Source organism: Bradyrhizobium sp. Pha-3 (assembly GCF_042258325.1).
Lineage (GTDB): Bacteria > Pseudomonadota > Alphaproteobacteria > Rhizobiales > Xanthobacteraceae > Bradyrhizobium > Bradyrhizobium elkanii.
The window spans coordinates 7,765,033-7,778,681 of sequence record NZ_CP170151.1; the positions used below are offsets into that span (position 1 = coordinate 7,765,033).

Sequence of the window (13,649 nt, forward strand, 5' to 3'; positions counted from 1 at the left end):
GATGCCGAGATCTTTACGGTACCTTGATCATAGGACCTAGGACCTCTCACTGTGGACCTCCGGCTGATTTACACGCTGTGCCGTTGAACTAGGATCGTCAACGGACAGCCTCGCGCGCCAGGAGGTTCCACCAAGCGCCGCCATACGATCGTTATCGCAATAGCTTTCGTGGCCGGGCTCGGCGTGAAGCAACTCGAGACTGCGCCGTTGTCACGACCCGGCCGTTTTTCAAATTCGGTCCTTCTTGAGGCGCGCTCGCACGCCGGACGGGGCAATCAGATGCATGATCGAACTGCCACCCCGAAGCCATTGGTAGCCGCGCTGCCAGAGCTGAAAGGCTACGGCCGCGATCTGCGCATTGATACCTGCCGCGGCATCGCGCTCTGGTGCATCTTTCTTGACCATGTCCCCAACAACATCGGGAGCTGGCTGACACTGCGCAACTACGGCTTCAGCGATGCCGCGGAAGTATTCATGTTTCTTTCGGGTCTGACCTGCGCGCTGGCCTACGGCAAGGCACGGCAGAGCGGGGGCTGGACCGGCGTGATCGGCCGGACTCTGTGGCGAAGCTGGGATATTTATGTCGCATTTCTGCTGCTCACGCTCGCCTGCGCCGTCATGGTTCACCTCGCAGGCAGCGGTCATTTTGCCGACGAGAGCAATACGCGCATTCTGTTGGAAGAGCCGGGCATGACGCTCGCGCACGCGGCGATCCTGCAATACCGCCCCGTCAACACCGACATCTTGCCGCTCTTCGTGCTTTATCACCTTTTGTTCGCGCCGCTGCTGTGGCTGCTGCTGCGAGCGCCGAACGCAACGCTCGGCGCGTCGCTGCTGCTTTATGCACTGGTGCACGTCTTCGGCTGGACCATCCCGGCATGGCCGAACGGCCACTGGTTCTTCAATCCGCTGGCCTGGCAGCTGCCGCTTGTGCTTGGCGCGTGGTGGATCATCGAGGGTAAAAGATTCCGACCGTGGGTGACCTCACGCGCCGCGCTTGTACCTGCCGTTGTCTATCTGGTGTTCAGCCTCATCATCGCGTTGAGCTGGAGCATCAAACCGCTGGAAGTGCTGGTCCCGCAGGCTCTGCTTTACCCGATGGACAAATCGAATCTCGCCCCTTTGCGACTGCTGCATTTCTTGGCCCTTGCGGTTTTGTTCGTATCGTTCGTGCCTCGCGATTGGCGAGGGCTGACGACGCCGGTGATGCGTGGCGCCATTCGCTGCGGCCAGAACTCGCTGCCAATCTACTGCCTCGGCGTACTGCTGACGCTCGCCAGCCAGCTGGCGCTGCTCGACATCTCCGAGGGGCTGACGATGCAGATCGCGCTCAGTGTTGGTGGCGTCCTGGTGATGATCGGCGCGGCGACGCTGCTGAATTTGATCAAGATCAAACCCAGGCAGCCGCCGCACGCGAAGGCCGTCGAGCAGCCAACCAGGTTTGAACTGGCCATCAATCCCATGACAGCCAGGGCGCTCGGCGTTGACATTCCGCCCGCGTTACTCGCCTGTGCCGACGAGGTTGATCGACTAAAGATGCTGTTCGCTCCGGTGCGCGAGTCCGGCTGCAGCGCTGATTCAGTGCCAGCAATCGCGCACGCCTTCGGGCCACCAGCGAAAAATGTGGGTCAGGACGTGAATTAGATCACAAGGACTGTGGAGCCTGCCCCTTAATCTTCCGGCCATCGTACAGGAGCTAAGTCCATGATTTCCCACCCAAGGACCCACAAGGGAGCGGTGCTGATCGCGGCGTACGTGACGCTTGCCTGCGTAGCGGCATTACTGTCGGTCAACCTGACATCACCCACCAGCGCCGCGCTCGGCGCTGACTGGCAGTGCAGCCGGTTTGCGCTCGTACTTACGACCTGCACCCCGGTGCGTGCACATGAGACCTTTTCCACTGGCGTGGGCAAGCGGACCTAGTCGAATCATGCTGCGAATGTCGGCTGAAATCAGCGCACACCCTCTGCGAGGGCTCCTTTCCTAATTTGGAGCCGGGCTGCCGATACGCTCGGCCAACTCCAACAGCTGCTCGGCGCTCGGTTGGAAATTTCGGGACAGCACAACTACTGCTCGTTCGTCCCGAACGGTGTCTTCGGCACATCCCGCTTCAACGGCAATTATATTCTACGAGCCCGACGCTCCTTAGAAATGGATATTTCGCCAAACGATGTCCGGAGGTGGCCATTCTGCGACCTCCGCGACGTCTGCTATTCCGCCGCTATGGGCGGACAAGCGGACATCAGTCGCCCGCTGACCCTACGCTTCATGAGTACATGGCTTGCCCGGCATCACGAATAGCTGGGCGCGTCGGGCTTGCGGAAGATGCGGATCGGATCGCCGGGCGTGATGTCGCGGCCGGTGAACGTCACATAGGCATAGAGCGCGAGATAGGCGACGGCGATCGCACCGACGAGATAGAACAGCCAGGTTCCCACGCGCTTCATCGAACCGTCACGTCTCCGAAATCTCGGGCGCTTTTAGTGCGCGCGCCGGGAAAGCGCCACGGCCAACATGCCGCGCCGGCCTGGGCGCCGTTCATCCCTTGAATCCGGGGAACAGTTGCCTTACACAATCTCCTATTGTTTTTACGTCCTTAGACAACTGGAGAGTGATATGGCCCTTTATGCGCAGACCAGCGGCACCCTGTCCACGACTTCCGCGACTTTAACGCCGATGCAAGGCCTCAGCCTGACGATTCCGGAGGGCGTCGGCACCACCGCGATCATCACCCTTAACGTTCCGAATCCCTACGCCACGGGCAACGATATTCCGGGCGGCGTGTTCGGCGTCACCGTCAATGGCACGGTCTCGCCGGTCGTCGCAAGCTTCACCTATAACGAGACCCCGTCGAGCTTTGGCCGTATCCCGACCACGCTCGTCGTTGGCATTCCGCTGGCCAATGCAGCTCAGACCGTCCAGGCTGTATGGGCTGGCGTCCGCGGCAGCAATGTGATCATCGACAGCCCGGCATCGCTGAGCGCAGTTTTCTAAAGTCCGATCCGGATAAGCGCGGCGCGCTAGCGCGGCCCTCGCACATGAACATGACGCGACGGCAGGCTGACCTCGGCCAGCCGTGCGGCGTCTTCCTCATGGTCGATCGCGACATACTCGCCGTGCCAATACGCCAGCGCGGCGGTGCGCTTGGAGGCAATCACATCGAGCACGCGGCCGATGACGATCACGTGCGAATGCCGTTCGATGGTCTCCTCGACCTCGCAATCAACCGCGGCGAGCGCGCCGACCAGCAGCGGGACGCCCGACGCGCGCGTCGTCCACTCGGCCCCGGTGAAGCGGTCCGCGCCCTTCAGCCCGCCCTTGCCGGTGAAGCGCTCGGCGATATCGCGCTGATCCGCGGCCAGGATGTTGACGCCGAACACGCCATGGCGCGCGATCAGCGGCCATGACGAGGCCGCGCGGTTGATGCTGACGATCAAGGACGGCGGCTCGACCGAGAGCGACGACACCGAGGTCACCGTCATTCCTGAAATATCCTTAGCCCGACCGGCCGTGATCACGCTGACGCCGCCGGTGAGGTGACGCATCGCGCCGCGGAATTCGGCGGCCGCAACCGCGGGCTCGATCGAAACATTGCGGACGATGGAATTCATGGCGACCTCACAGACTGTCTTCGCTGCCTTCGAGCAGATGCTTCAGGATCTCGCCCTCCAGCGCGGCGAGTTCGGCCGACCCGCGCCGGCGCGGCCGCGGCAGGTCGACCGTGACATCCTCGGCGATGCGGCCGTCCTCGATGACCAGCACGCGGTCGGCGAGCGCGACCGCCTCGGCGACGTCATGCGTCACCAGGATCGCGGTAAAGCCCTGGTCGCGCCAGACCCGTTCCAGCAGTTGCTGCATCGAGATCCGCGTCAGCGCGTCGAGTGCGCCGAGCGGTTCGTCGAACGCCAGCACGCGCGGCTGGCTGACCAGCGCCCGCGCCAGCGCCACGCGCTGCTTCTGCCCGCCCGACAGCACCGACGGCCACTGGGTGCGCTTGTCGCCGAGCCCGACCTCGACCAGCGCGCGCTCGGCGCGCGCCTGTGCATCAGCGGACGAGCGCTCGCGCCCCAGCCCGACCTCGACATTGGACAACACCCGCGCCCAGGGCAGCAGCCGCGGTTCCTGGAACATGACGCGGACGTCCTGCGCCCGCGGCTGTTCGCCGAACGCGATGCTTCCCGCCGTCGGCGCGTCGAGGCCGGCGATCAGGCGCAGCAGCGTGCTCTTGCCGCAGCCGCTGCGGCCGACGATCGCGACGAACTGGCCGGCCGGTATGTGCAGGTCGATACCGCGCAGCACCTCATTGTCGCCGAACGCCTTGCGCAGGCCGCGGATGGTCAGCGACAGGCCGCGGGCCGCGCCTTCCGGCACGCGCCGCAACTGCCGCGCCTTCACGACGATCTCGGTGCGGTCGACCGGCTCGGCTTCAGCGGTTTCGAAACGAAGCGCTTCTTGCATTCTCATTCTCACTTCTTCTGGAAGGCGGGATGCCACGACAGGGTCAGCCGCTCCAGCGCCCGCGAGGCGCTGTCGGCGAGCTTGCCGAGCAAGGCGTAGATCAGGATCGAGAGCACGACGACGTCGATCAGCATGAACTCGCGCGCCTGCATCGCCATGTAGCCGAGGCCCGACGAGGCCGCGATGGTCTCGGCAACGATCAGGGTCAGCCACATGATGCCGAGCGCGAAGCGCAGCCCGACGAAGATCGAGGGCAGCGCGCCGGGGAAGATCACCCGGCGGAACAACTCGCCGTCGGTCATGCCGTAGATGCGGCCCATCTCGATCAGCTGCGGGTCGACGGTGCGGATGCCGTGCAGCGTGTTGAGATAGATCGGGAAGAACACGCCGAGCGCCACCAAAAACAGCTTTGCCGACTCGTCGATGCCGAACCACAGGATGACGAGCGGGATCAGCGCCAGATGCGGAATGTTGCGCACCATCTGCAAGGTGGTGTCGGTGAGCTTTGCCGACAACTGCGACAGCCCGTTGGCGAGGCCGAAGGCGAAGCCGATGCCGCCGCCGATCACAAAGCCGATCGAAGCGCGCCAGAAGCTGACCCAGATGTTGCGGACCAGTTCGCCGGACAGCAGCAGCTTCCATCCCGCCACCGCGACGTCAGTCGGCGCCGGCAACACCCGCGAGGGCACGTAGCCGGTGACGCAGGCAAGCTGCCACACCAGCACGATCGCCAGCGGCACGATCCACGGAATCAGACCGTCGACCTTTGGAAGTTTCGGGGCGCCGACGCGCGGGAGACTGTCGATAAGACTCATGATTGCGATGCCTGCTTCTGCGGACGGTAGTCGTTGCCGATGGTCTCGCCGAACGGCCCGGTGTTGACGCGGATCGGCGTCACGTTGCCGCCCTGCGCCAGCGACAACAGCGGGAACACCAATTCGGCGAAGCGATAGGCTTCTTCGAGATGCGGGTAGCCCGACATGATGAAGGTATCGACGCCGATCTCCTGATACTCCTTGATCCGCGCGGCGACGGTCTCGGGATCGCCGACCAGCGCGGTGCCGGCGCCGCCGCGCACCAGGCCGACGCCGGCCCACAGGTTCGGGCTGATCTCGAGCTTGTCGCGGCGGCCGCCATGCAGTTGCGCCATGCGCTGCTGGCCGACCGAATCCATCCGCGCAAAAATCTTTTGCGCGGCGGCCACCGTGTCGTCGGTCACGTACTGGATCAGCTCGTCGGCGGCGCGCCACGCTTCCGCATTGGTCTCGCGCACGATCACATGCAGGCGGATGCCGAACGAGAGCTTGCGGCCGCGCTGCGCCGCCACTGCCCTCACTTTGGCGATCTTCTCGGCGACCTGCGCCGGCGGCTCGCCCCAGGTGAGATATTTGTCGACGGTGTCGACCGCGACGTCGATGCCGGCATCCGAGGAGCCGCCGAAATACAGCGGCGGCCGCGGCGACTGCACCGGATTGAACAGCAGGCGGCCGTCCTCGATCCGGATGTGGTCGCCTTCGACATTGACGGTCTTGCCCGCCAGCAGATCGCTGTAGACGTTGAGGAACTCGCGGGTCACCGCGTAGCGCTCGTCATGATCGAGGAAAATGCCGTCGCCCTTGTTCTCGATCGGATCGCCGCCGGTGACGACGTTGATCAGCAGGCGGCCGTTCGACAGCCGGTCCAGCGTCGCGGTCATGCGTGCGGCGACGCTCGGCGACTGCAGGCCGGGCCTCACCGCCACGAGATAGCGCAGGCGTTCGGTCCAGGGCGCAACGGCCGACGCCACCACCCAGGAATCCTCGCAGCTCCGCCCGGTCGGCAGCAGCACGCCGTAATAGCCGAGCTGATCCGCGGCCTGCGCGATCTGGCGCAGGTAATTGAAGTTCACCTCGCGGCCGCCGATCGACGTGCCGAGATAGCGGCTGTCACCGTGGGTCGGCAGGAACCAGAGGATGTTGGCGTTGGTTGGGATGCTCACGTGCCCGGCCTCCATGCGACGTCGGAAATCTTGATTTGTTTCGGGATCAGGCCGAGCGCGAAGAACGTGTCGGCAACCTGCTGCTGGTCCGCGACCACCGCATCGGTGACCGGCTTGATGCCGTAGGCCTGCCGCTTCAACGCGACCTCGACCACCGGCACCGACAGGCCGATGCTCGGGGCCAGCTGCTCGGCGACGGCGTGGATGTCGCCCTTGGCCCAGTCGTCGACCTCGCTCAGCTGCGCCAGCACGAGCTCGACGATTTTCGGATCGGCCTGCAGGAATTTCTTCGAGGCGAAGTAGAACTGATAGTTCGCGACGATGCCGGTGCCGTCGGCGACGGTGCGGGCGCCGGTCGCAGCTTCCGCCGCGGCCTGGAACGGATCCCAGATCACCCAGGCATCGACCGCGCCGCGCTCGAACGCCGCGCGCGCATCGGCCGGCGCCAGGAACACCGGCTCGATCTCGGAATATTTGACGCCGGCCTTCTCGAGCGCCTTCACCAAGAGATAGTGGACGTTGGAGCCCTTGTTCAGCGCGACCTTCTTGCCCTTCAGGTCAGCGACCGACTTGATCGCGCTGTCCTTCGGCACCAGGATCGCCTCGCCCTTCGGCGCCGGCGGCTCGTAGGCGACATACTGGATCGGCGCGCCGGCGGCCTGCGCGAAGATCGGCGGCGCCTCGCCGGTGTTGCCGAAATCGATCGCACCGACATTGAGTGCCTCGAGCAGCGGCGGCCCGGACGGAAACTCGGTCCACACCACCTTGGTGCCGGCCGCCTTCAGCTTTTCCTCGAGCGAGCCCTTGCTCTTGAGCAGCACCAGCTTGCCGTATTTCTGGTAACCGATGCGGACGACCTTCTCCTCGCCGTAGGAGGCGCCGACGGTCGCCGCGACGATGCTGAGCGACAGCACCGCGCGGGCGACCCAGCGTCGAAATAAACGCGTCATGGGACTATCCTCTGCATTGAAATGACCAAACGCGCGCCGATCAGGTCTGGGGATTGCGCCAGACGATGTCGCGGATCGCGATCTGCTTCGGGATCAGGCCGAGCTTGAAGAAGCGGTCGGCGACGCCCTGCTGGGTCGCGATGATATCGTCGGTCACGGGTCCGACCGAGAAGCCCGCCCGCTTCGCCGCGATGGTCTGGATGTCGAGCGGCACGCCGGTGACCGCGGCCAGCGATTTGGCGACCTCGTCGGGATGCGCCTGCGCCCATGCCGCGCTCGATGTCGTGACATCGACGATCTGCTGCAGGATCGCGCCGCGATTGCGGGCGAAGTCGCGGTTGGCGATGTAGAACGAGTTGGTCTTGGTGATGTCGCGCGTCTTGACCAGAATGCGGCCGTTCTGCTTGGTCTCGGCGATCGCGAAATACGGATCCCAGATCGCCCAGGCATCGATGCCGCCATTGGCGAAAGCGGGACCGGCGTCCGGCGGCGTCAGATAGACCGGCGTGATGTCGTCATAGGTGAGCCCGGCCTTCTCCAGCGTCTGGATCACGACGTTATGGGCGCTCGATCCCTTGGTGAAGCCGACGCGCTTGCCTTTGAGATCGGCGATTGACGTGATCGCCGAATTCTGCGGCACCAGGATGCCGGAGCCGTTGATGATGGGCTGGGCCGCGGCATAGACGATGGCGGCGCCCGCGGCCTGCGCGAAGATCGGCGGGGAATCGCCGACCGCGCCGTAATCGACGCTGCCGACATTCATCGCTTCCATCATCGGCGGGCCCGAAGAGAACTCGACCCATTTCACGCTGATGCCCTGCGGCTTGAAATGATTTTCCAAGGCCTCGCGCTGGCGCGTGATAACGAGCACGCCGTTCTTCTGATAGCCGATACGAATTTCCTTCGCGTCCGCCTGCGCCTGCGCACCGCGTGACAGCGCAGCGGCGGCGGCTGTGACGAGCGACAGCTGGAGGAACTCACGACGCTTCATTCCAAGACTCTCCTGACGATCAAGCGCGCCATCGCGCTGCACGATCATGCGATGTCAGGATGATGGGGCGCGCGAATGAAGCTGTCGAGCACCGCACAAAAATAGCGATGCCAGCACTTCGGTGCTGGCATCGCGCGTGCCGTTTCTTTTAAGGCGCGGATCGCGCGTAGCGAATTATTTTCCTCACGGAAACGCGAGGTCGCTGTACAGAAGCGTTTTCGAGCGAAGTGGCTACCGGTTCGCGTGAAGAAAACGCGTCCAACAAGAATCTGGAGCATCGGCTCTGATTATCAGAGCCGATGCTCCAACAATCGATCAGCCGGCAGCGGCGGCCTTCGAGCCGACATTGACCGCGAGTTTGCCATAGCGGTCGGTGAACGCCTGGGTGTCGATCTCCTCGAGCTGGATCGAGCCGTCGAGCACGCCCTTCTTCCAGGCATGGTGCTCGGGATCGTGCTGGAACTCCGGCATCACCTCCTTGCCGAACAGCTCGAGCGACTCGCAGATGTGCTCATGCGTGTTCTTGCCGGCCTGGTTGAGCAGGATCACCTGGTCGATATGCGAGGCGCGGAAGCGCCGCAGCTTCTTGCGCAAGGTCTCGGGCGAGCCGATCAGGCCGCCGCGTAGCGCGGCCTCCTGCGCCTCCGGATTGTCGCGCTTCCATTTGTTGTACTCGTCCCACATGTTGACGGTGCCGGGCGCCGGCCGCTGCCGGTTTTGCGCCTGGCCGTAATAGCGCAGCGCGAACTGGAAGAAGGTCGCGCCGTCGGCGCGCCGGCGCGCTTCCTCGTCGGTCTTCGCGCACATGAAGAACGAGACCAGCGCCATGTTCGGATTGATCTCGTAGTCGGCGAGTTTCTGCAGCCGCTTGGTGATCGCGTTGTAATAGGCGTGCACCCAGGCATGCGCCGCCTCGGCGCTGACGAACTGGAAGCCGAGCGCGCCAAACCCGTTCTGTCCGGCGCGTTCGATGGTCGGCAGTTGCGAGCACGCCATCCACAGCGGCGGATGCGGCTTCTGCACCGGCTTCGGCACGACATTGCGCAGCGGAATATCGAAATAGTTGCCGTGATGCTCGGTGCCGACCTTGCTGAACATCGGGAAGATCGCCTGCACGGCTTCCTCGAACACCTCGCGCTTGGTCTCCATGTCGCGGCCGAACGGCGTCAGCTCGGTGATCGAGGCGCTCTCGCCCATGCCGAACTCGCAGCGGCCGTTGCTCAAGAGATCGAGCACCGCGACCCGCTCGGCGACGCGGGCGGGATGATTGGTGGTGAGCTGGAAGATGCCGTGGCCGAGCCGGATGTTCTTGGTGCGCTGGCTCGCGGCGGCGAGGAAGGATTCCGGCGCCGGCGAGTGCGAATATTCCTCGAGGAAGTGGTGCTCCACGACCCAGGCGTAGTCGTAAGCGAGCCGATCGGCGGTTTCCAATTGCGTCAGCGCGTTCTGGTAGAGCCTGAGCTCGTCGCCGTCGTTCCAGGGGCGCGGCAATTGCAGCTCGTAAAAGATGCCGAATTTCATGGAGTCACTCCCAAGGTCGCTTCCTCGACCACGTGTCGTGGTCCCGACCGCTTGTTGTTTTGGGGCAGTCTAGTGGCGCCCCGGATCAAGTCTAGCCTCGGGGGCGAAACCCCAATTCCGCGCAGCGGGAGACGGCTTGATCGGAACGCATGAATGTTTAGCTTGTGCTGGCCTGAGTCGCGGCGCTATCGGTCGCGCGCTCACTCTTCCGAAAGCTCATGACCACCTTCACGCCGCATCAGGACACTGCGCTGAAAGCCGTCGCCGACTGGCTGAAGGCCAAGCCCGGCCAGAACGGCACGCCGCCGGTGTTCCGCCTGTTCGGCTATGCCGGAACCGGCAAGACCACGCTCGCCCGTCACATCGCCGAAGGCGTCGACGGCGAGGTGAAGTTCGCGGCCTTCACCGGCAAGGCGGCGCTCGTCATGCGCAACAAGGGTTGCGACAGCGCCTCGACGATCCATTCCCTGATCTACCGCGCCCGCGAGTCCGGCGTCGAGCAGCCGAGTTTCGAGCTCTGGGACGACGCGCCGGCATCGAAGGCGAAGCTGATCGTGATCGACGAGTGCTCGATGGTCGATGCCGAGCTCGGCCGCGATTTGATGTCGTTCGACTGCCCGCTGCTGGTGCTCGGCGATCCCGCGCAATTGCCGCCGATCCAGGGCGGCGGCTTCTTCACCGATGCCGAGCCCGACGCGATGCTGACCGAGGTGCACCGCCAGGCGCAGGACGATCCGATCGTGCGGATGTCGATGGATATCCGCGAGGGCCGCGAGCTCGAGATCGGCCGCCACGGCGAGAGCGAGGTGGTGTCGCGCAAGGAGCTCGATCCGGACCGCGTGATGAGTGCCGACCAGGTGCTGGTCGGCCGCAACAACACCCGCCGCGCCTACAACATGCGGGTGCGGCAGCGGCAGAACATCGAGGATCCGCTGCCGGTTGCCGGCGACAAGCTGGTCTGCCTGCGCAACAACCGCAAGAAGGGCCTGTTCAACGGCGGGCTGTGGCGGGTCAAGGCGCGCGCGCAGTCGAAATCCAAGATCATCACCATGCGCGTGATGCCGGACGAGGACTTCGGCTACAAGGTCACCAAGGTCTCGGTGCGCGGCGAATGCTTCGACGGCGGCGTCGAGGGCGTGCCGTGGGAGCAGCGCAAGCCCTATGACGAGTTCGACTACGGCTACGTGCTGACCGTGCACAAGTCGCAGGGCTCGCAATGGGACGACGTCGTGCTGTTCGACGAGAGTTTTGCGTTCCAGGACTCGCGCGCGCGGTGGCTGTACACCGGCATCACGCGGGCAGCGAAGCGTCTGAGCATCGTCGTGTGATCGTCCCGCAGGCGCCGACGTCATCCTGACAGCAGGTGAGTGTATGACTCGCAGGCGGCCCCAACCTTCAGCGTCGTCCTGGCGAAAGCCAGGACCCATTACCCCGGCTGCTTGTTGTTGCGGGACGCTGGGGCCACGATCCCGCCTAAAGTACATTTCGTGATTATGGGTCCCGGCTTTCGCCAGGACGACGGGCGTGGAGAGGCCGCGGGCAAAAATCCATCACTGTCATCCCTGAACCTCGCTGATTTCCCTCACGAAACCGTGTGGCCGGCGCCGTAACAAAACGCCCCCTCGCCCGTATTTTGAAGCGTCGGAGCCGCCGGCCTGATTGGCCAATGGCGGCTCCCGCTCTAGACTGGCCCCACTTGCGATCCCACGAGGAACCCATGCCCAAAAGCTCCCTCAGCCGCCTCTCGCTGTGCGCCGCCGCGATCGGCGCGCTGGCCGTCACAGCTTTTGCCGTTGCGCCCTCGCTTGCCGCCGAGGACGCCGTGATCATCCCGCCGCCGGCCGCGAGCGCGCCGGAAACCGGCATCAAGACCGCGGTGCTCGCCGGCGGCTGCTTCTGGGGTGTGCAGGGCGTGTTCCAGCACACCGCCGGCATCGTCAGCGCGGTGTCCGGCTACTCCGGCGGCAGCAAGGCAAACGCCGATTACGAGAAGGTCTCGACCGGCACGACCGGCCATGCGGAATCGGTCGAGATCAAGTACGACCCGCAGAAGATCTCCTACGGCAAGATCCTGCAGATCTTCTTCTCCGTCGTGCACGACCCGACCCAGCTGAACCGGCAGGGCCCCGATTCCGGCACGCAATATCGCTCGGCGATCTTCACCACCAGCGACGAGCAGAAGAAGGTCGCGGACGCCTATATCGTCCAACTCAACGCGGCCAAGGTCTACAAGAAGCCGATCGTCACCAAGGTCGGCGCGCTGGAGGCGTTCTATCCGGCGGAGGGCTACCACCAGGACTATCTGACGCTGCACCCGAACCAGCCCTATATTGCCTATAACGACATCCCGAAGGTCGAGAACCTGAAGAAGATCTTCGTGGAGAACTACATCGAGAAGCCGACGCTGGTGGGCAGCACCAAGGTCACCAACTGAGCATCTCGCAAAGGAGGTTGAATGTCCGATACCAAGACCGACGGCAAGGTCCGCAAGAGCGAGGCCGAGTGGCGCAAGGAATTGACGCCGATGCAGTATGCCGTGCTGCGCGAGAAAGCGACCGAGCGGCCCTTCACCGGCGAATACGAGCATGATCCGCGCAAGGGCACCTATGTCTGCGCCGGCTGCGGGCAGACGCTGTTCGAGTCCGACCAGAAGTTCGATTCCGGCTGCGGCTGGCCGAGCTTCTCCAAGCCCTCGGTCGAGAGCCATGTCGACGAGGAGCGCGACATGAGCCACGGCATGATCCGCACCGAGGTGCTGTGCTCGAAATGCGACGGCCATCTCGGCCACGTCTTCAACGACGGCCCCGGCCCGACCGGCCTGCGCTACTGCATCAACTCGGCGGCGCTGAAGCTCGACGAGAAGAAGTAACGCCGCCCACCGCGCCGTGCCCCACGCGACCAACAGGCCGGTCGCGTGGGGCTTTGTTTTGGCTCCGGCCCCCCGGCAACATCCTCGTGATCGGCTGACGGCCTTAACGACTCGCAGGCCGGAATGTGGTTTGCTTGGTGTTCGCGGGGCCGTAGGCGTCTCGCCGTGCGGCTGCCGCCTGTTCTGAGGAGGGCGCCATGTCGCTTGGACTGATCCTCATCATCCTTCTGCTGATTATCCTGCTGGGCGGCTATAGCGGCCGAATTCGCGGCTATGGCTATGGCCTCGGCCACTCCGGAATGGGCCTTTTCGGGGTGATTTTGATCGTGGTCGCGATCCTGGCCTGGCTCGACAAGATTTGAGCGCCATAAGTCATTGAAACAAAATGACTTATCTGGCCGGCGCCCGTGCTATGCGCGGATTCAGCATGTGCCCTGTCAGGGGCTCTTCTGGGGTCGCATTTTTGTCAAAGAGGCCTATATTAGGGGTCGAAATGACATGTACGGCGCGCCGCCGATAATAGGCCGCCGTCCCCCAAAATCCCTTTCGCAACGCCAACTGAAAAGAACACAAGAGGTCGTCGACCATGCGTCCCCTGCGTCCGTTCAACTATAACACATCCGCCGAACTGTTCCCCGCCGCGATCCGCAAGAAGAAGCGGGCGGGTTTCGCCTACCGCCGTTTCGGCACCGCTGCCGAGGCCGTGCAGTTCGCGATGGAGCAGTTGCCGGCGGACTCGCTGAACGGCGCCTATCTGCAGGTCGAGGAAGCCCGATTCGACCAGAACGGCATCCGCTCGCTCTATGAGAGCGAGGCTTTCCCGCTGCCGCGCCGTCCGCGCCCCGCCGCCAGCCAGACCGACGCCGACGCCGCGTAAGCTTT

At 64.2% G+C, this 13,649-nt stretch carries 17 protein-coding genes; 8 read left to right on the top strand and 9 right to left on the bottom strand.

Annotated features, from left to right (window positions below):
- Nucleotides 1-168: 168 nt before the first annotated feature.
- Nucleotides 169-1,644: an OpgC domain-containing protein gene (opgC, locus tag ACE10X_RS37005; RefSeq protein WP_244435663.1), complete on the top strand. Its 1,476-nt coding sequence runs from the start codon at nt 169-171 to the stop codon at nt 1,642-1,644.
- A gap of 60 nt (nt 1,645-1,704) precedes the next feature.
- Nucleotides 1,705-1,923, top strand: a complete 219-nt coding sequence (locus tag ACE10X_RS37010; RefSeq protein ID WP_038382272.1) for a hypothetical protein — start codon at nt 1,705-1,707, stop codon at nt 1,921-1,923.
- 368 nt (nt 1,924-2,291) lie between these two features.
- On the opposite strand, the gene ACE10X_RS37015 is transcribed toward ACE10X_RS37010, so the two are convergent.
- Nucleotides 2,292-2,447: a hypothetical protein gene (locus tag ACE10X_RS37015; protein ID WP_016844338.1), complete on the bottom strand. Its 156-nt coding sequence runs from the start codon at nt 2,445-2,447 to the stop codon at nt 2,292-2,294.
- Between the two features lie 169 nt (nt 2,448-2,616).
- On the opposite strand from ACE10X_RS37015, the gene ACE10X_RS37020 reads away from it, so the two are divergent.
- On the top strand, nt 2,617-2,994 hold the full coding sequence (locus tag ACE10X_RS37020) for a hypothetical protein (RefSeq protein ID WP_016844337.1): 378 nt from the start codon (nt 2,617-2,619) through the stop codon (nt 2,992-2,994).
- A 26-nt stretch (nt 2,995-3,020) separates the two neighbouring features.
- On the opposite strand, the gene ACE10X_RS37025 is transcribed toward ACE10X_RS37020, so the two are convergent.
- Genes ACE10X_RS37025 through ACE10X_RS37060 form a run of 8 tightly spaced genes read right to left on the bottom strand, consistent with a single transcriptional unit; the run spans nt 3,021 to nt 9,898 of the window.
- Nucleotides 3,021-3,611: a flavin reductase family protein gene (locus ACE10X_RS37025; protein WP_038382271.1), complete on the bottom strand. Its 591-nt coding sequence runs from the start codon at nt 3,609-3,611 to the stop codon at nt 3,021-3,023.
- Between the two features lie 7 nt (nt 3,612-3,618).
- A complete protein-coding gene (locus ACE10X_RS37030; RefSeq protein WP_038382279.1) occupies nt 3,619-4,458 on the bottom strand; it encodes an ATP-binding cassette domain-containing protein in 840 nt (279 codons plus the stop codon).
- An 8-nt stretch (nt 4,459-4,466) separates the two neighbouring features.
- Nucleotides 4,467-5,273 carry an aliphatic sulfonate ABC transporter permease SsuC gene (ssuC, locus tag ACE10X_RS37035; protein WP_038382270.1) on the bottom strand — a complete coding sequence of 269 codons (807 nt, stop codon included), beginning with the start codon at nt 5,271-5,273 and terminating at the stop codon, nt 4,467-4,469.
- Nucleotides 5,270-6,451, bottom strand: coding sequence for an FMNH2-dependent alkanesulfonate monooxygenase (gene ssuD, locus ACE10X_RS37040; protein ID WP_038382269.1), 1,182 nt, complete (start codon nt 6,449-6,451; stop codon nt 5,270-5,272). The genes ssuC and ssuD overlap by 4 nt, the downstream gene beginning before the upstream one ends.
- A complete protein-coding gene (locus tag ACE10X_RS37045) occupies nt 6,433-7,386 on the bottom strand; it encodes a sulfonate ABC transporter substrate-binding protein (protein ID WP_038382268.1) in 954 nt (317 codons plus the stop codon). Before ACE10X_RS37045 ends, ssuD begins: the two co-directional genes overlap by 19 nt.
- 40 nt (nt 7,387-7,426) lie before the next feature.
- Nucleotides 7,427-8,377, bottom strand: a complete 951-nt coding sequence (locus tag ACE10X_RS37050; protein ID WP_038382278.1) for a sulfonate ABC transporter substrate-binding protein — start codon at nt 8,375-8,377, stop codon at nt 7,427-7,429.
- Between the two features lie 44 nt (nt 8,378-8,421).
- The gene (locus tag ACE10X_RS37055; RefSeq protein WP_157787849.1) at nt 8,422-8,655 is read right to left on the bottom strand and encodes a hypothetical protein; all 234 of its coding nucleotides are present in this window, start codon (nt 8,653-8,655) and stop codon (nt 8,422-8,424) included.
- 37 nt (nt 8,656-8,692) lie between these two features.
- A complete protein-coding gene (locus tag ACE10X_RS37060; protein WP_304557024.1) occupies nt 8,693-9,898 on the bottom strand; it encodes an LLM class flavin-dependent oxidoreductase in 1,206 nt (401 codons plus the stop codon).
- Nucleotides 9,899-10,116: 218 nt separating this feature from the next.
- Here ACE10X_RS37060 and ACE10X_RS37065 point away from each other — a divergent pair, with 218 nt between their 5' ends.
- The 5 genes from ACE10X_RS37065 (at nt 10,117) to ACE10X_RS37085 (ending at nt 13,644) form a co-directional block, all read left to right on the top strand.
- Nucleotides 10,117-11,226 carry an ATP-dependent RecD-like DNA helicase gene (locus tag ACE10X_RS37065; RefSeq protein ID WP_038382266.1) on the top strand — a complete coding sequence of 370 codons (1,110 nt, stop codon included), beginning with the start codon at nt 10,117-10,119 and terminating at the stop codon, nt 11,224-11,226.
- Nucleotides 11,227-11,615: 389 nt separating this feature from the next.
- Complete coding sequence (gene msrA / locus ACE10X_RS37070; protein WP_051002659.1) at nt 11,616-12,332, top strand: peptide-methionine (S)-S-oxide reductase MsrA; 717 nt, start codon at nt 11,616-11,618, stop codon at nt 12,330-12,332.
- 21 nt (nt 12,333-12,353) lie between these two features.
- The gene (gene msrB, locus ACE10X_RS37075) at nt 12,354-12,767 is read left to right on the top strand and encodes a peptide-methionine (R)-S-oxide reductase MsrB (protein WP_028343489.1); all 414 of its coding nucleotides are present in this window, start codon (nt 12,354-12,356) and stop codon (nt 12,765-12,767) included.
- A gap of 197 nt (nt 12,768-12,964) precedes the next feature.
- A complete protein-coding gene (locus ACE10X_RS37080; protein ID WP_016844323.1) occupies nt 12,965-13,129 on the top strand; it encodes a DUF3309 family protein in 165 nt (54 codons plus the stop codon).
- Nucleotides 13,130-13,353: 224 nt separating this feature from the next.
- Nucleotides 13,354-13,644, top strand: coding sequence for a hypothetical protein (locus ACE10X_RS37085; protein ID WP_016844322.1), 291 nt, complete (start codon nt 13,354-13,356; stop codon nt 13,642-13,644).
- Nucleotides 13,645-13,649 lie beyond the last annotated feature (5 nt).